Source organism: Terribacillus sp. AE2B 122, from assembly GCF_902497585.1.
GTDB classification, from domain to species: Bacteria; Bacillota; Bacilli; order Bacillales; family Amphibacillaceae; genus Terribacillus; species Terribacillus saccharophilus_A.
The window spans coordinates 442,890-461,319 of the sequence record NZ_LR700942.1 but is presented as its reverse complement, the minus strand read 5'-3'; the positions used below and the strand labels follow the sequence as shown (position 1 = coordinate 461,319).

At 43.5% G+C, this 18,430-nt stretch carries 15 protein-coding genes; all 15 read right to left on the bottom strand.

From position 1 onward, the window contains the following. The coding region (locus AE2B122_RS18995; protein ID WP_217468065.1) for a PAS domain-containing protein at nt 1-897 on the bottom strand (897 nt) is incomplete at its 3' end. An 809-nt stretch (nt 898-1,706) separates the two neighbouring features. Further along, nucleotides 1,707-3,056 carry an aspartate kinase gene (locus AE2B122_RS02370; RefSeq protein ID WP_175072989.1) on the bottom strand — a complete coding sequence of 450 codons (1,350 nt, stop codon included), beginning with the start codon at nt 3,054-3,056 and terminating at the stop codon, nt 1,707-1,709. A gap of 182 nt (nt 3,057-3,238) precedes the next feature. Next, nucleotides 3,239-4,714, bottom strand: coding sequence for an L-fucose/L-arabinose isomerase family protein (locus tag AE2B122_RS02365; protein ID WP_175072988.1), 1,476 nt, complete (start codon nt 4,712-4,714; stop codon nt 3,239-3,241). Between the two features lie 132 nt (nt 4,715-4,846). Then, nucleotides 4,847-5,269, bottom strand: a complete 423-nt coding sequence (locus AE2B122_RS02360) for a DUF1801 domain-containing protein (protein ID WP_175072987.1) — start codon at nt 5,267-5,269, stop codon at nt 4,847-4,849. 216 nt (nt 5,270-5,485) lie between these two features. Continuing rightward, entirely contained in the window at nt 5,486-6,529 is a 1,044-nt protein-coding gene (gene rhaS, locus AE2B122_RS02355; RefSeq protein ID WP_095217994.1) for a rhamnose ABC transporter substrate-binding protein, read from the bottom strand. 47 nt (nt 6,530-6,576) lie between these two features. After that, nucleotides 6,577-7,581 (bottom strand): ABC transporter permease, encoded by a 1,005-nt coding sequence (locus AE2B122_RS02350; RefSeq protein ID WP_095217995.1) that lies wholly within the window; start codon nt 7,579-7,581, stop codon nt 6,577-6,579. After that, nucleotides 7,581-8,600 (bottom strand): ABC transporter permease, encoded by a 1,020-nt coding sequence (locus AE2B122_RS02345; RefSeq protein ID WP_175072986.1) that lies wholly within the window; start codon nt 8,598-8,600, stop codon nt 7,581-7,583. Before AE2B122_RS02345 ends, AE2B122_RS02350 begins: the two co-directional genes overlap by 1 nt. Before the next feature lie 16 nt (nt 8,601-8,616). After that, the gene (locus AE2B122_RS02340) at nt 8,617-10,134 is read right to left on the bottom strand and encodes a sugar ABC transporter ATP-binding protein (protein WP_095217997.1); all 1,518 of its coding nucleotides are present in this window, start codon (nt 10,132-10,134) and stop codon (nt 8,617-8,619) included. Between the two features lie 110 nt (nt 10,135-10,244). Beyond that, nucleotides 10,245-11,771: a response regulator gene (locus tag AE2B122_RS02335; protein WP_175072985.1), complete on the bottom strand. Its 1,527-nt coding sequence runs from the start codon at nt 11,769-11,771 to the stop codon at nt 10,245-10,247. Further along, a complete protein-coding gene (locus AE2B122_RS02330; RefSeq protein ID WP_217468064.1) occupies nt 11,737-13,542 on the bottom strand; it encodes a sensor histidine kinase in 1,806 nt (601 codons plus the stop codon). Before AE2B122_RS02330 ends, AE2B122_RS02335 begins: the two co-directional genes overlap by 35 nt. Continuing rightward, on the bottom strand, nt 13,532-14,551 hold the full coding sequence (locus AE2B122_RS02325; RefSeq protein ID WP_175072983.1) for an autoinducer 2 ABC transporter substrate-binding protein: 1,020 nt from the start codon (nt 14,549-14,551) through the stop codon (nt 13,532-13,534). The genes AE2B122_RS02330 and AE2B122_RS02325 overlap by 11 nt, the downstream gene beginning before the upstream one ends. A 49-nt stretch (nt 14,552-14,600) precedes the next feature. Further along, a complete protein-coding gene (locus AE2B122_RS02320) occupies nt 14,601-15,362 on the bottom strand; it encodes a DeoR/GlpR family DNA-binding transcription regulator (RefSeq protein WP_175072982.1) in 762 nt (253 codons plus the stop codon). A 53-nt stretch (nt 15,363-15,415) separates the two neighbouring features. Then, a complete protein-coding gene (gene rhaA, locus AE2B122_RS02315; protein WP_175072981.1) occupies nt 15,416-16,669 on the bottom strand; it encodes an L-rhamnose isomerase in 1,254 nt (417 codons plus the stop codon). Nucleotides 16,670-16,681: 12 nt separating this feature from the next. Beyond that, a complete protein-coding gene (gene rhaM / locus AE2B122_RS02310; protein ID WP_175072980.1) occupies nt 16,682-16,996 on the bottom strand; it encodes an L-rhamnose mutarotase in 315 nt (104 codons plus the stop codon). Further along, nucleotides 16,986-18,425, bottom strand: a complete 1,440-nt coding sequence (rhaB, locus tag AE2B122_RS02305) for a rhamnulokinase (RefSeq protein ID WP_175072979.1) — start codon at nt 18,423-18,425, stop codon at nt 16,986-16,988. The genes rhaM and rhaB overlap by 11 nt, the downstream gene beginning before the upstream one ends. Between the last annotated feature and the right edge of the window lie 5 nt (nt 18,426-18,430).

The following is an 18,430-nucleotide window of genomic DNA, read 5'->3' as shown; positions in this document are numbered from 1 at the left end:
GGCTGGTCTGCGCGTCCGAAGAACCTGCATATGCAAGCTCTCCCCTTCCATGATATCCGTCACCGCCGGTTTCCCGACTATCTGCTCAGAAGTGTATCCGGTTAGCCGTGTATAAGCAGGATTGACAATCAGACCAATACCATTCTCGTCTACTACACTGATTGCCTCCTGCGAGGAATCAATAATCGCTTCCAACATTGACTTCACTTCTCTGGCATCTGTAAGTTTTTCTGCCAAAGCAACGATATCAATTGTTTTCTTCATTACACTAAAAGCACCAGTTACTTCCTCTTGGTCATTTTCCATCGGAGCACAGGTATAGACAATCTCAATACCGGAAGGAAGTCTTAGCTGTTCATCCACGTAACGCTCTCTTTTTCGAATAGTCTCAGGCAGCCTCGAGTCAGGCAGAACATACGTAATCGGCTGTCCTATCAGTTGGTGTTTCTTGCTGCCAAGCAGTTTTTCGGCTGCTTCGTTTATATATATAATCTCGTCCTGGCGATTGACGCACAGGACCCCCTCATGCAAGTACTCCAGCGTTTTACTGCGAAACTGCTGGTTATTATATGTAGAAGTTTTCTCTGTCTCTTCTTGAGATGCGAATGCTAGCATCAGATGTGCGCTTTGTCCGGATATGATTTCCGCTTTGCAGGAAGTCGGTTCAAGGTAGTCTGTTAATCTTTCTGAAGTTTCCAGCACAAAGTCGACGTGATCAAGCGATTCCGCCGTCACGTCTTTCCAGAGAGGAATATCTAATCGTTCAGCTTGATATTTCACGATTGCACTAGGCTGTTTGACTAGCATTCCGACTATCCGAAAGCCTTTTTTCCGTTGGAACAATTTAATAAATTCAACTGCTTCTTCCCCTGCTCCAACAATAAGTAATTGTTTCAATATAATCACATCCTGCAAAGTTTTGCACATATATAGCGTAAACTAGTCTGCAGAAATTAGCAATAATAAGATTTTTGACATGCAAGGAGTGACTGTTTCATCTAATATCGTTCTTAACTATACCTCTTATCTTCCCTTCACGCTCATAGAGTTCTCTGAGGAAATTCATATTCAAATAGGCAGAAGTTGAGGACTCTCAGATGATTGAACACAACCTTACTACAGAGGATAACTCCAACTATATATGTGTGCATTATTTCGTAGTTGGTTCTGCAAAGAATTTCATTTATAAAACAGGAAACAAGGTTTCATTTGATACACTCGCCTATTTAAAAAATCACCTTGCATCAATAACGCTATCCAAGTTATCAGTTTTAACCTGTAGCTCCATGTCCTTCATTGCATCAAACAGCATAAAGTTCGTATTCTCTTACAGGATTACCAATGCACAATAAATCGAAACATTTTCAAGTATCAGTCCTCTGAATAATAGAAAATACCTTCTTTTTTCTGCAGATAGAAGCGTCGGTGTAAGGGGCAATATCGCAGAACTGACTACAGCTCTACTGGTTATATGTACAATCAGATTATCGAGCTAAGTTTTAGCAGACTGGAACGATCATTCTTGGAGATTTAGAGGAATTGACGTGCAAAGAAGTAATAGAAACCCCTTACAAAAGATTGAAAGCGCGTTTACACTATTGCTATAAGGGTACCTGAAAGCAGAAAAAGGAGTCTAGGAGACAGCAGTTCTATAGATTTAAAGTTAAAAATCCGGACAACGTCGGAAAAGACGCTGCCCGGATGCTTTATTTCTGGAAAAATGCTGTATACAAAGATTGCACTGCTTCATTGATTTGACGTGCTTTGACACCGAACATCAACGATACTTCTGAGGATCCTTGGTTGATCATTTCGATGTTCACATTTGCATCAGTAAATGCTTTTGTAGCTGTGCTGGATACACCAATTGTCTCGATCATTCCTTCACCAACAATCATGATCATGGCCAACTCACGGTCAATCGATACTTGATCCGCTTGCAGTTCTTCTTTTAGTCTGCGTACGACAATTGCTTCTTTGTCAGGCGGCAGCTGGCTTTCACGGAGAATTACGCTCATATCGTCGATTCCGGATGGTGCATGCTCGAAGGATATATTCTCTTCTTCAAGTATTTGCAGCAGTTTCCGTCCGAACCCTAGCTCACGGTTCATTAAGTACTTGCTGATATAGATACTCAAGAAGCCTGTATCACTGGCGATTCCGATGACTGGATTACCGGATACTTCCCTTTCGGCAACGATCATTGTACCAGGTGCAGAAGGATTGTTTGTATTTTTCACACATACTGGTATTTTTGCTTGGAAGGCCGGAATAAGTGCTTCATCATGAAAGACAGAGAAGCCTGCATAAGACAACTCTCGCATTTCCCGGTATGTCAGCGTGTTGATCTCTTTTGGATTATCGACAATATTAGGATTTACACTGTAAACGCTATCTACATCAGTGAAGTTCTCATATAAAGAAGCTTTCACGCCTGCGCTTACGATAGAACCAGTAATATCCGACCCACCTCTTGGGAATGTTGCTAGCTTCCCTTCTTTTGTGTAGCCAAAGAAGCCCGGAATGACAAGTACTCCATCACGGTCGCGCAGTTTGTATAAAAGCTCGAAGCTCTCATCCAATATTCGCGCACCGCCTAATTCCTCTCTTACAAGCAAACCTGCTTCTTGAGGATTCACATAGGCTGCCTGCACACCTAATTTATTTAGATAAGCACTGAATACTTTGGCAAGGGAATCTTCCCCTGTCGCCTTCAACGCATCCATCTTATTAACTGCAGGGATTGAATCGGCCAGGATACCCTTCAGTTGATCCGCTATTTGCTCAATTAAATGATTATCGAGCTCTAGTTCTTCAACAATAGATCGGAAACGTGACAGAACTTTTTCTACCTGTGTACTGACGTCTTCCCCTTTGCTATGTGCTTCTCCTATAGCAATGAGTAAATCCGTTACCTTAGTATCCACTTTGTCGCGTTTACCCGGCGCAGAAACGACGATGATTTTCCGCTCCTGATCAGCTTTCACGATTTGCGCTACTTTGCGGAGCTGTTCCGCGCTTGCTACTGAACTACCACCAAATTTTGCTACCTTCATGTGTCTCTCTCCATTACGCTTTTTCTTTACTTAGGTAAAATAGTATCACAGAGTTTCTTCCGCTGGCTAGATGAAAGACATAATTTTGAGAAAAAAGTGACTACATTAGTTAACATAATATAAATATGGTTAACTGGTGTAGTCGATTGTGTTAAAATATAGCAATTCCGAAGGTTAAAAAATCATAGAATGACGTAATCTACATCAAGAAGTATGGATATCTTCTCCAGTTGAGAAGCAATATGGCCGACTGCCAGTGCACAATGATGCGTCGGTGCTTCCTTAAACCATCTTTTCATATAAGCATCCGGATGCTCTTCGAAGCTGACATGTGTCTGTGTATTTCCAATTTGCATGATTGGACCATCTATTGCTTTTCCTTCACTGATAATGAACTTTACTCTCCCTTCCACTGTCTGGGTGACATTCAATGTTGTAACCGGACCGGCTTTCACCTTCGCTTCCACAGCCACACCAGATCCCTGCTTTCCATGATATAGTCCCATTCCGCGCAATATAGGTTTATCCTTTGCTATAGCTATATGGAAAGGACCATCATGACCAAGCAATATCGTTCCTTCTACGTAGTCCGTTAGCACAATTTCAGCAAAACTGCCGCCTGCATCGAGTAAATCGCAAACTTTCATTGCAATATTTGTTTTTAAGTCACCTTCTCCAGCACATGGAATATGTTTAGCTGTCAGCAGACTGTTGCCGACAATCATACCTGCCTGCAATGCTTCTTCCTCACTGCCTGGCGCACCATGATAATAATAAGTTAAAGCAGCCAAATTCCTTTGATTAGCGAGCTGTTCCTCCGCTGCAGCCACTTTTGCTGCCCAATTCATTTGTTTTTCTGTCGGTTTCTTAGCAATTGGGTCACTGTGCGAATCGTCACTGATTGTAAACACATTCTCTATTTCGGCCCGTTTTATCTCCACTTCTTCTTCCGACACTTGCGCTAATTGTTCTTTTAAGTCCCCAATTTCTAATACATCTACATGGATGCCCAGCTGTGACTGTAACATAGTAAAATCACTGTACATATCCAGCATGCCGCTGTATGTGTTTCCGAGAAAACCAAAATTACTATATTGGAGACTGTTCCTCACAGACGCGGCAACGGTCCATTCTTTGATCTGCTCCCAAGCGGCAATTGCCTCCGGTTCCTCCGCTGTCACTTCATTTGCTATAGAAACAGATGGAGTTTCCCTGAGTCCAAGCAAACCATTCACAACATGATATGGGATGTTTGCTCGATGACATGCATTTGCAAACTCAGGTACTGGACAAGCGCCACAATGTGCGAGCCATTCCTCAGTAGACGTTTCTGCATAATTGATTTGGCGAGTCGGCTGGAGATTGAGGAAAATGACTGGAACCGAACACATTCGATGAATCGGCAGAATGGACGCACTCGTACAATAAGTTGCTGCATGACAGAAAATAAGATCTACCTGCTCCTTTTGAAAGTATTCTCCAGCCGTCCTTCCAGCTTGCTCAGAGTCTACCAGACCAAAATTGCATACATCTGCCCATTGCTCAATCTGGTATCTTACATGCTGGTTATATCCTAACAAACGTTCCTTCAAGGAATGAAACTGATCCCAATAAGCCTCCAACCCTACAGAATATAAGCCAATTTTCGTTTTCTTCATATACTCTCCTCCTAAATGACGTTAAATACTATCCTCCGTCTAGTTGATCTTCAGATTAATGATACCGCTTTCAAATTGCATCGCCAGTCCTTTGAGCTGGCTGCATCTTTTTCCCGTCTTCACTCATTATGATTATTCTGGATACATTTCTCTTAGAAAGGCGACTGAGTCTGTTATTAATTGTTTCAAGACGTTTTCATCAATATCAGCTGTTTTATTAATATACACACATGCCTTCCCGGTCTTATGCTTACCCAGTTTCTCCAAGCGCTCTTCTCTATTTGTTTCACCTGGTGCCAGATAGAGACTGATATTGGCTTTTCTCGGCGAAAACCCGACAAGCGGTGCGTCTCCTTCGTGTCCGGTTGCATATCGATAGTGATAAGAACCAAAGCCAATGATGCTCGTTCCCCATATTTTGGCTTCATGTCCCGTTGTCTCTGTAAAAATATCAAGAAGCTTATATGCATCTTCTCGTTTTTTAGGATTTTCCACAGCTTCAATAAAATCTAGCACACTATTGTCTGTTTCCTTTGTCTTTAGTTCATATCCCAATTATATTTCCTCCTCTATTGCAGAATACTTATTACAAAGCCTTCGAGACGGTGTTAATCGATAGTCGGCTCTTTCATATGTTCGATAAACTTCCTTCTATGTCCTTTTTAAGGTTCATAGATATGTGATGAGAACATAGCACCGCCAATCTTGTCATTTATTCTAAGAATTGCTATTAAAAAACCAGGGATTAAAAAATCCCCGGACGGCGTTCCATCAATATACATCTTTCCATTCATCGATATTGGTTTCATCGAATTTGAACGGATCTCCGAGCATAATCTGCGTACCTTCTCCGTCCTCGACCACTTCCACTTCACCAAGATCACGCAAGTCTACTTTCTCTCCTAGTTCGCCAGTGATGTTGCCTTCACCCAATTCATAAGCAGCATAAGCAGCTCCTTTACCGACATCAATCGGGTTCCACAAGTACATCCAAGGGCTAACACCGCTCTTAATATAAGTTGCCATCTCACTTGGTAAGCCTAGGCCAGTCAAAGCTATTTGGCCTTCTAAGCCTTTGTCTGTGAGCACTTTACCTGCTGCGGCAATACCAACAGTCGTAGGTGCAATGATTGCCTTCAAGTCAGGGTAAGATTTAAGCAATGCTTCCGTTTCTGATACACTCTTATCACGTAAATCGTCTCCGTAAGCCACTTTTACAAGTTCAATATCTTTATAATCTTCTTTTTCAAGTTCCTTCTTCATCCATTCGATCCATGTATTCTGGTTTGTAGCCTGGCTTGTTGCACTCAGAACTGCAATCTGGCCTTCGCCGCCGATCATTTCAGAAACAGCTTCGATCTGTACCCGGCCGATGCGTTCTGGGTTAGCTTGGTTCACGTGAATATCACGACTGGCAGCATTCACTGCTGAATCAACTGATAAAACTTTGATTCCTTGATCTTTTGCTTTCTTCAATGCCGGCTCCAATGCATCCGGATCGTTTCCAGCTACTGCAATAACATCTACTTTTTGCGTGATCAGCTGTTCGATTATCTGGATCTGTCCTTCGGCAGTTGGCTGATCTGGTGAGCGCAGAATGACTTCTCCGCCTAATTCCTTGATCGTACTCTCAAAACCGTCCAGCATTTTCTCACCATACGGATTTCCTGTATTTTTAAATACGAAAGCATATTTCTTTGGTCCGTCATTTGACTCTCCACCAGATGTACCACTAGATTCCGGTGCCCCTTGGCTGCAGGCAGCCAGCATAAATACTAACAGCATCATAGCAATCCATTTGCTCCACTTTTTCATCTCGGTCTCCCCTTATTATCTATTAGTATCAGCAAGCGCTGGAATACTCACTTTCTTTTCATCATGCCGCCAAGCTTTGGAATGGCAACTGACAGGATTAGCAATGCTCCTACAATAATTAAAAATATTTGACTTGGAAGATTGATAAGCCCGAGTCCATATTGCAAATAGCCGATGATGAAAACAGCTATGACAACACCTAACACCCGTCCTTTTCCGCCCGCTGTGCTGACACCGCCAAGCGCTGCCATCGCAATGATGTCAAGTTCATACATGGTAGCAATGTTCGGGCGAGTACTGCCCATCCTTGATGTAAGGAAAATTGCCGTCACAGCAGCTAACAATCCTGCCAGCATGAAGACGATCACTTTGACTTTATCTACCTTGATACCTGAAAAACGACTGGCTGTCGGATTGTTTCCAATGGCAAATACTTTTCTCCCGAAAGTCGTCTTGTGCAGCACGATGCCGAATAGCAGAGCCAACGCTGCGAATACAATCAGCAGAAACGGTATTCCGAAAACATATCCCCATCCAAAGAATCCGAACCATTCAGGAAAACCTCCTGCTGCCTGATCTTCCAGAATGATATAAGCAATTCCCCGGTAAAGAATCATGGTTCCAAGTGTAACAATAACGGCCGAAAGCTCTTTGAACTTCACAATCAAGAGTCCATTGATCAGACCGCATATAGCGCCTGTTGCTAGACAAGCAATGATGGCCACTTCCATCGGCAGACCTGCACTTGTATAAAGCGTGGCCATGACAACAGACGATAACGCAACTGTTGAACCTACAGAAATATCGATATCGCGCATGATCATAATCATCGCCATCGGAAAGACAATCAATGCTTTATCCAGAAAGACCATCGTTCCGTCCCGCAAACTCGGATAATTCAGGAAATAAGGTGACACATAGCTTCCGAGCAGGAGCACGGCGATCAATATGAGTAAGAGCATCCATTCCCATTGGAAGAAGAGACGCTTCCAGGAGAACGGCAAGTTCGTTTCTAGAGTACGAGGTTGATATGTTTGCTTTTTTTGTTCCATCAGCTAGCCCTCCTAAGCAGATGAGTTCGTTCGACACGGCGTTTCACGATGGCATTGACGATAACGGCAAGCAGAATGATAAAGCCTTGGATACCGTTTTGCCAGAATGGCGATACATTCAAAAGCGGCAGTGCATTGTTCAAAATCCCAAGCAATATTGCTCCGAGCAGAACGCCTGCTAGCTTTCCAGAACCACCAGCGATGCTAACCCCGCCCAATATACAGGCTGCAATGACTGTAAGTTCGTAACCCGAGGCTGTATCTCCTTGAGCCGATGCAAACTTAGATACCCACAAGACACCGCACAGACCGGATAATCCTCCCATGATGGTATACACAAGGAACAAGATTCGCCCCTGTTTAATACCGCTCACAGCTGCTGATTGCGGATTACTTCCGACTGCATAGATCTGCCGTCCTGTACGTGTGTAATTAAGAAAATAAAAGAATACGAGGCAGAAAATAACCGCAATCCAGATTAGATGATTCAGGCCCAGAAAAGTTCCGGTTGCAATTTCCACGAAGCTTTCTGACATTTGATACGAACTAACCCACTCTCCATCACTCACTAAAAACGTAAGACCACGGAAAATGTTCATCAAAGCTAGTGTAGCTATGATTGGCAGCAAGCCGACTTTAGCAACCAGCAGGCCGATGACCATCCCGCACAAAGCTCCGATTATGGTACCAATAAGCAAGCATAGAAACGGATTGACTGTCGGGTTGGCTGCCACAAGCTGCGCTGTCAGCATACCGGAAAGCGCAATAACAGCCCCGATCGACAAATCGATTCCCCTTGTAATCAGAACAATCATCATCCCCAACGCAAGGATGACAAGAATCGATGTATTGGTTGCCATGTCAAGGATGTTTTCTCCAGTTAAAAAAGAAGGATTTCGCAATTGTACCCCGATACATAAAATAACGATGAAGAAAAACAGCCCAAGCTCTCGGAATTGATAAAACAGTGCCAGCGGATTTTTCTTCTCCAGATCTCGATTTTCTGTTTTGATTTCCATTTTGTCGCCTCCTTCTTTATCCGCTTTTCTCTTGTACTTGCTCTTCGCCCATTGCTGCTTCCAAAATCATCTCTTGGGTGATGCCCCTGTTAACGAAGTCGGCTGCAATCCTGCCCTCTTTCAATACTAAGATTCGATCGCTCATACCTAGGATCTCGGGCATTTCAGAAGAGACGAAAAGAACTGCATAACCAGCTTCTGCCAGTTGCTGGACTATTTCATATATAGCCGCCTTTGCTCCGATATCGACACCTTTCGTCGGTTCATCCAGCAAAATCACTTTAAGTTCCTTTGTCAGCAGTTTCGCAACGGCTACTTTTTGCTGGTTTCCACCGGAAAGTGAATTGACCGAATCAAAGATGCTCGTTGCTTTGATATGCACTTTTTCACCGAATTCTTTGGCCTGCCGCTTTTCCTTATCACGGTGTATCCAAGTAAAGGATGATAGATCGGATAAGTTTGCTAAGGTTATGTTTTTTTCGATACTCCAATCAACCAGCAAACCTTGATCCAATCGATCTTCCGCCAAATATCCGATACCATTATTCATAGCTGCCTGTGGATTTTTATTGCGAATCGACCTGCCGCTCAGCAGTATTTCTCCCTTGTCAAAGGCTGTTATGCCGAATATCGCTTGGCATACCTCTGTTCGTCCAGCACCAACCAATCCTGTCATACCGAGTATTTCGCCGCTTTTGATTGAAAAACTGATATCCTCGAATTCACCTAGCTTACACAAGTTTTTCACTTCCAGAACTGTCTCTCCTGCGCTCGTCTTTTTATCAGGGAAAATCTGATTAATTTCCCTTCCGACCATCGCAACAATCAATTTCTCATTTGATATGTCTTCCACATCCCAAGTGCCGATGTAGTTGCTATCGCGCAGTACCGTAACACGGCTGGCGAGTCTGTACATGTCCTCGAAACGGTGAGAAATAAAAATGATGGAAGTTCCTTCATCCCGCAGCTTTTCGGTAATTCGATACAGCTCTTCACTTTCTCTTGCAGTCAGTGCAGCGGTCGGTTCATCCATGATGATGATTTTTGCTTTCGTACTTATAGCCTTAGCGATTTCGACGATTTGCTGCTGCGCCACGCTCAGCGTATTCATTTGAGCTTTAGGATCTAAACTGCTGCCCAATTCACGCAGCAGCTGCCGAGCCTGTTTATGCATCTCCCGCCAATTCAGTGTCTTCCATACTTGGTGCCTAATTTCATGATTCATGAAGATATTTTCAGTGACAGACAAGTCGGGATAACTGGTCACGTGCTGATAAATAGCCGCAATTCCATGCTGTTGAGCTTGTTTAGGATTTTGGAAAGACACTTTTTCTCCCACCAGAAGCATCTCGCCTTCTGTTGGTTGATGGACGCCTGTTATGATCTTGATGAAAGTGGACTTCCCCGCACCATTTTCACCCATCAAAGCGTGGATTTCCCCCTTCTTCAGCTGGAACTGCATATCGTTCAGAGCCTTTACACCAGGAAAGGCTTTTGATATCCCTTTCATTTCGAGTACAAATTCGTTTGTCATCTTTTGCCCTCCTTTACTACTGAATGCGCTTACATAAAGAGTATGAAAAAAGTCCCGCTTCGAGAAGGGGACGTCTTTCGGAATAGGAGGTTATTCTTCTGTTATTATCCTTATCGGCGCAAACGCCGATATTCTGATGGAGCAAATCCTGTATGTTTCTTGAACAGCTTACTGAAATATTTGTGATCATGGTATCCGACTGAATCAGAGATTATCGTTACTTTATCATCTGTATCCTCCAGCTTGCGCTTGGCAAGCTCTAACCTCTGTTTGGTAACATATTGCAGTACGGTTTCTCTTGTATGCTTTTTGAAATAAGCACAGAAATACGTCGGGTTCATATAGACATGTGCTGCTACTTGTTCAATCGTTATCGCTTCCTGTACATGATGATGTATGAAGGCTTTCGCCCGCTCCACCGCTGTTCGATCTGAATGTTGATCCAATCTGATGCACATATCTGCCAGATCTTTGGTCCAATTTTCAAATCCTTGAAGCAATTCAAAAGCTGGTATGGTTTGACTCGTGTATCTCCCTAACTTCTGGAGCATCCGGTTAACATCATTGACGGGCAATCGTTTGCTGACATCATACAGCATTTCGATACCTGTACTTTGAACAAGTGCTATTACCGAATCCAGCTGCTCTGCTGCAAGCTCGTCTTTTAATTTATATAAAGCAGCATCCACATTATCGAATACAAACTGCTTGAAAGAAAACCGCAATGTATGCAGGATATCCTGGGTGTCAGCATTGATGACTTCCGTATATTGACTTTCTGCAGAAGCAGGCTGGAGCTTTATCTCCATCTGCTCCGCTTCCATTGCCGCAGGCAGCAATTCCAATTCGTGCAGTATTTGACCAAGAGAAGCTGTTAGCTTGAAGAAAGTACGGTGAGACAGAGTTCCAGCAATATGATCGATAAATATGGATGGATTTTCTTCCTCAGTATGTACAAGCAGACCAAAGCTTTGTTCTTGATCCCACCACCACCAAAAGGATGAATCTGACCATTGATTTGACAGCTCTGCATTAAATATCCGGACAACTGCACTAAGCTCCTGGTGAAAACGAACAGGATCTCGTTTAGCTTTTTGCTGATGGAAGTTTTGAAGCTGTAAACGGCATGTGTAATACGTTCCTGATGGGAATATTTCTCTCCATTGTGTATCAGCCAGGCTGTTTTCACTCGAAAGAGCACGCAGCAACTGAAGCTGCTCTTGTTTCTGACTCTCCCGTTCTCGCACATTTTCTATTTCTTGTTTCTTTTCACACAGTTGCTGGAGCCGATCCTGCAGCTGCTGCCTATCGATTGGCTTCAAAAGATAATCGGTAACTTGATTCCGTAATGCTTGCTGCACATACTGAAAATCATCGAAACCGCTCAAAACAAGAAATTCTCCAGTGTAGCCAGCCTCTTTTAACTCTGTAATGAGCGTTAATCCATCCATAATCGGCATCTTGATATCTGTCAGAACAACTTCTGCTTTCTTACCAAGCCTCCATTCATCTAATGCCTCTTGCCCATTAGCAAACGTACCAATAACCGCGCATTGTGGCTGATTGCTGATAAAACGCTCTAGTCCCATACGAATTCGATATTCATCCTCTACGATCATGATTTGTAAATTCCGCATCCAGACTTCCCCTTTCCGAAACATGACGAAATGGCAAGTAAAGCCTTACAGTTGCACCCTTTTGATTGTTCTCCAATGAAACACCATAGTTATTTCCGTACAGCATTTTGATTCGATTGGCAACATTGCTTAATCCATAATGCGCAGATTTTGAAGTTATGCCTGGTTCCAGACTAAGCTCTTCTTCCAGCTCCGTTTTAACTGTCGGGTCAAAACCTGGTCCATCATCTTTTATAGTCAGTATGAGCATATCAGGTGTTTGATGAATCTTGATATCGATATGAATGCTAGTCTTGGTTTCCAAGCCGTATTTAATGCTGTTTTCGACAATCGGTTGGAGTATGAATTTTGGAACCTGCACATCAGTGGAGATTTCAGGATAAGCAGTTTTCCAAGTAAGCCGGTCATAGAAACGGAACTGCTGGATTGATAGAAAATCCTCGACATGTCTGATTTCCTCTTTAAGGGAGACAAATTTGACGCCATTATCCAAGGAATACCGCAGCATTCTGCCAAGTGTCGTGATAATATTGATAACTTCCTCCTGTTCCCCTGCTTCTACCGCATAATTAATCGTTTCCAGTGTATTGAAGATAAAATGTGGATTGATCTGGGTTTGGAGTGCATATAACTCGGCTTCCTGCTGCTTGAGTCTAATCATATAATTCTTTTGGATCAAATCGCGTATTTCAACAATCATGTGATTATAGCTCTCCGTCAGCCTGCCAACTTCATCCTGTTTGGTTACCGGCAGCGTTTGCTGGAACTTCCCGCCTTGGACGCTGCGCATATTATCTATCAGACGCTTAATAGGCTGCGAGACATTATAAGCAACAAATGTGTACAAACATACACTGAATATAATGAACAGAAGAAAAAGAACAATTGAGATGGTTCGGGTTTGCTGCTGTTTGGCAAACAGTTTTTCTGTAGGTATTTCATAAATTAACGCATACTCCTGCTGTATGGCTGGAGTGATACCAACCAATTTACCATCCTGCAGAAAGCTTCCATTTTCGATTGGATAACGATCTTCCGGAACAACTTGATCACTTTTCTCCTTTTTCGAATCATATGCTATTCTTCCAGACTCTTTTTCCAAAAGCATAATTCTGGCAGCATTATGTTCTTTGAACGTACCTGTAATACGGTCGACAAATGATATATCCAACGCCAAAAACATTGTTCCCAGATATTCTTGGTTATCACGATCCTGCAGCGGTACACCGATTAACAGATAATCAGCATTATTCTCAAATACAAGATTTGTATCCTGCGGAAGAAGAATCATGCTTCCTTTTTCCAGCTCCAAGCTTTGGCCGTAAACAGCTGCTTCACCTTTAGAAAAACCGCTGTAATTTTTGGCTGCTGCCGCGAAAACTCTATTTTTAGAGAAGACAAACACACCGAGCAAATCAGAAGAACTACTATGAAGAAAACTGCTGGAAAGATAACGCTCCATCGTGTATTGCTGCTGCATTGCTTCCGCATGTAACTGAAAGCTATCCTGTCTCAATATCTCGATCATCTGCTGTGATTGATACAGTCTTTCGGGCATATTCGTTACATCCTGTACAGTTCGATCGATTTGCTGACTTGCCTGTTCCAGCATTTGCGGTACCAGCGCCCCGATTTGCTCTTCTGCTGCTTTTGTATATGCTGTATAAATGAAAAAACCGAGCAGTGCGACCGGTATGATGGTAAGTAGTGTATAAGATAGCAGCAGCTTATGCATTAACGAAAGATTGCGGAATTTCTTTTTAAAAATCATATTGATCCACATTCTCCGCCGTAAAATCAATCGGTTCCCCCATAATGATTTGCTCTCCCTTTACTTGGATCCTCCCAACATCTTCTATGAACATACCATCCTCGATTACCGTACCATCTTGCATCAGTTTTGCTATCATGACAGTCAAGTAACCGAGTTTCTTAGGACTCCATAAGGTGATTCCTCGGACATCTCCTTCCTTTAAATGTGCATTCATGTCACGCGGAGATGCCAAACCGACTATAACGATATCATTTGATACATTCTCTTCCTTCAGAACTGCCGCTGCGGCTGGCGGACCGAGTGAGGCAATCCCAATAATGCCCTTTAAATCCGGATAAGCTTTCACCACTCGTTTTGATTCCTGATAAGCTGTGACAGGACTATCATTTGTATAAGCCACTTCTCGAAGTATCAGATTCGGATAATAAGCTCGATTGTGCTGCTTAATCCAATGCAGCCATTCTTCTTGATTGAGCGATGACTGCGACCCGGAAAGAATAATATACTCTCCTTCCTCCCCGATTTGTGTTGCTAGACTGTCAAGCAAATGCTCACCTAGCATTTCAGCATCTACCATATTGATAAAATAATCTCTAGCTTCAGGATGAGCATCCGCATCCCATGTCAGAACCGTTATACCTTGCCGTCTAGCCTCTATCAGTACAGGTGAGAGTCGATCTGGGTCTATGACACTTACCGCCAGAACGTCGACTTTTTGTTTTATAAAAATACGAATGATTTCTTCTTGCTGAGCAGGATCTGCTGTTGTTGGACCTTTGAAATGAACAGTAGCACCAGAGGACTTAGCCGCTTCTTCCACTCCCTGTTGTACTGCTTGAAAATAGGGAATTTCCATCACTTTCGGCACAATAGCAATATCGATTTGTTCCGTTTGCTCTGGTTGTGACTCTGATGGCGGCGTTTCCTGTACATAAAGTATTTCCTTTTTGTTGCAAGCGCTTACAAAAATCAACAGAATAAGCAGGACAAGTGATTTCTTTTGCATAGTATCATCCTTAGCAACCCCGCAAGCATTGCTTTGCGGGGTCGGTTGATTAGTTCACAGCTTGGAACTCCATGTTTTGTTTTTCAAAATAACTTTTTGTGACAGAATCGATCCCTGTATCTGTGTAGACCTTTGAAATACGCCCAAGATCAGTGATCGTTGCAAAAGCACGCTTTCCGAATTTACTTGAATCAGCGAGCAAAATTGTCTGGCCTGCTATCTCGATCATCTGTTTCTTTACAATAGCCTGCTGTTCATTCGAATCACTCAAGCCGTGTTCGAGATGTACGCTTTTACAAGAAAGGAAGGTTTTATCCACATAATAAGTCGTTAATGACCTCTCCGTCAGTGGACCGACGAAGGATAAAGATTTTGATAGCAGCTGTCCGCCGAGCGAAGTGACTCGTATTTGATCCTTCGTACTGCAGGCGAGCGCCACCTTGATGCTGTTCGTAATGATCGTCAGCGGCATGTTTGGTAATTCCTTCGCCATATACCATGCTGTCGTACTGGCATCCAGAATAATCCGCTCCCCAGCCTGGATTTCTGAAACTGCTGCCTTGGCAATTGCCTGTTTCTCCTGCATTCGCATTACTTCACGCGCTTCATGGGCAATCTCAGTTGCCCCTTCCTCGATGCGAACTGCTCCGCCATGGCTGCGATGCAGCAGCTGTTCCTTTTCCAGCTTCTCAAGGTCACGGCGTATCGTTTCCTCCGTCACATGAAAGAGAGAGCTGAGTTCGGTAACCCGGACACTGGCCCGCTCGTTAACCAGTTCTACAATCTTCCTCTGTCTTTCTACAACTAACATCCCTTTTCCTGCCTTTTTCACGTTTTGATTATAGTGTAGCATAATCTAACGCGTTACCGATGAGCCATTTCGTTTCTTTCATACTCCTGGACATGCTGGAGCCAAGCTGTACCGCGCGGAACTTGCATCTCTTGACAGAAAAAATCCCACACTGCGCCGAATGGATAACTCTTCATCTCTTCCATCAGCATGAGTCTTTCAGTGAATTGTCCCTTTTCTTGATATTCTTTCAGCTCTGCATGCGGTGTCAGCAAAGCGTAAAGAAGAGCCTTCTGCATATTGCGGGTACCGATTACCCAAGCAGCAACACGATTGATGCTTGCATCAAAGAAATCGAGTCCGATGCGGATTTTATCAAGCGTGTCATTACGGACAAGCTCATGTGCAATTTCCTTCAGCTCGTCATCAAATGTCACCACATGATCACTGTCCCAGCGAACCGGCCGTGATACATGCAATGCAATCTTATCTGTAAATGGAAGCGTGCCGCTGAGCTTGTTCGAAACCATCTCCGTTGGATGATAATGCCCAGTATCCATCAGCAAGTGCTTGCCGCGAGTTAAAGCATATCCCATGTAAAATTCGTGAGAGCCGACAACATAAGACTCAGAACCGATTCCAAACAGCTTGCTTTCCACAGCATCAATATTGTATTTTTCATCAATTTCAACCGCAAAGATTTGATCGAGTGAACGCTTCAGGCGTTCTCTCGGTGTCAGACGATCACTTGGTACGTCCTTGTAGCCATCGGGTATCCAAATATTTGTCAGGCTCGCTGTACCAAGTTCTTTTCCAAAATATTCCCCAATCCGTCGTGAAGCGATGCAGTGCTCGATCCAGAATTGACGTATTTCCTCATCTGGATGTGCAAGAGTTAATCCATCGGCAGCTTTACCATGGGAAAAGATAGTCGGATTGAAATCAAGTCCAAGATCATGCTGTTTGGCCCACTCCACCCAATTACGGAAATGTTCTGGCTTGATTTCATTACGCTCCACATGCTGACCGTCAGTCTCTGCGTAAATAGCGTGCAAGTTGATACGATGTTTGCCTGGAATGAGACGCAATGCCATCTCAAGGTCTGCGCGCAGTTCTTCCGGGGTTGTCGCTTTACCAGGATAATTACCTGTCACATCAATTCCACCTGACAACTCATTCTGCTGCACTTCGAAACCGCCGATATCATCTCCTTGCCAGCAATGGATACTTATTGGTACCGTTTTCAAATTATCCAATGCCGCTTCAACATCGACTCCTAATCCCTCGTACATCGCTTTAGCTAGTTCATACGCTTTGATCACTGTCATATGCTTTCCTCCTCAATTTAAATGGAATACTTCTTTCGCCGTTTCACTGACCGGACTATGATCAGGATTTGTCTGCATAATATCTTGCATATATGCCCACCATCGCTGGCACACTTCCGTTTCAGCTATACGAGCATGCTCTTCTTCTGATTCAGCCTCCAAATAAGCAAATAACATAGCAGTCGGTTCATGCAGAAAGATACTATAGTTGCTGACTCCATGCTCCTTCAAAACTTCCTCCATCTCTGGCCAAAGCTGATCATGGCGTTGTTTGTATTCGTCGAATTTATCCTGATAAACATACATGACACTAGCTTTACGAATCATGGACTGTCCTCCTATTTTTCTCTATTGTATCTTGACTTGCTGGGGTGAAAATCTCGACAGGGAACGATTTACGGATAAGCTGTCTGCCAGCATCCAAGGAATCCAGCTCTCCTGCAGCTATCATTTGTACAATCATATTTCCGAGAGCTGTCGCTTCCGTAGGACCAGCAACTATGTGTAACCCGCTGTAATCTGCTGTCAGCTGATTTAGAACGGCATTCTGCGACCCGCCGCCGACAATATGCAAGGTTTGGATGCTCTCTCCTGTCAATGCTTCCAATTCTTTCAAAGCTTCGCTGTAAGCAATAGCCAGATTATGAAATACCGTCAGACTAAGCTCCCCAATACTAGTAGGTACATATTGATCTGTTTCTCGGCAATAGTCCTGGAGTTCTTCAATCATATTGTCCGGCTTTAAAAATCTGGCATCATTCAAGTTGACCGAAGCTACTTGTTTTAGGTCAGTCTGCTTTGCTGCTTCAACCATCTCACTAAAATTATAATCAACATGATATACTCTTCTGATTTCCTGGATAACCCACATACCGATAATATTTTTTAAGTAACGATATGTGTTATTGATGCCCCATTCATTGGTGAAATTCTTTTCTAAACTGCTGTTCTCAAGAATGGGCTGTTTTCGCTCCGTCCCGATCAGAGACCAGGTGCCGCTGCTAAGATATGCCCACTCTTTCCCACTCGCAGGCACACCGGCAATTGCAGAAGCTGTATCATGAGATCCGACAGCAATAACAGTACAAACGGGCAGATCATACTGTTCATTTAGCATCTCGTGGAGTTCACCAATAATTGTTCCAGCTTCGATCAGTTGGGCAAACTGCTTGGAATGGAATCCTGTTAAAGCAAGCAGGTCCGCGTTAAAATCCTTGGTGTGCGGATCTAATAACTGCATCGTAGAAGCATTGGTCGCTTCCATTACTTTTTTCCCGGTAAGTCTATAGTGCAGATAATCCGGGACAAGCAATATCGTATCCGTTTTTTGAATCAGCTCCTCACTTTCTGTGAAGAGCTGATAAATTGTATTGAACGACTGATACTGGATACCTGTTTTTCGGTAAATTTCACTTTTCGATACCTTTTCCCACACTTGTTCCATCACACCATCTGTCCTGGAATCGCGGTAAGCGATCACATCACGCAGCCGCTCACCATCCTTCCCAAGTAACACGTAGTCCACTGCCCACGTGTCGATTCCGAGTGTACATTTTGTGATGCCCTGCTGCTTGGCAATTTCCAAGCCTCGCAATATTTGCTCTTCCAAATGATCAATATCCCAGCAATGGTGGTCTCCTTGTTTCTGGTATCCATTCGCAAAACGGTGGATCTCCTGTATGACAAGCTTCCCATCTTTCAGTTCACCAGAAACGAGACGGCCGCTTGACGCTCCGATATCTACCGCAATATGCATGTGAT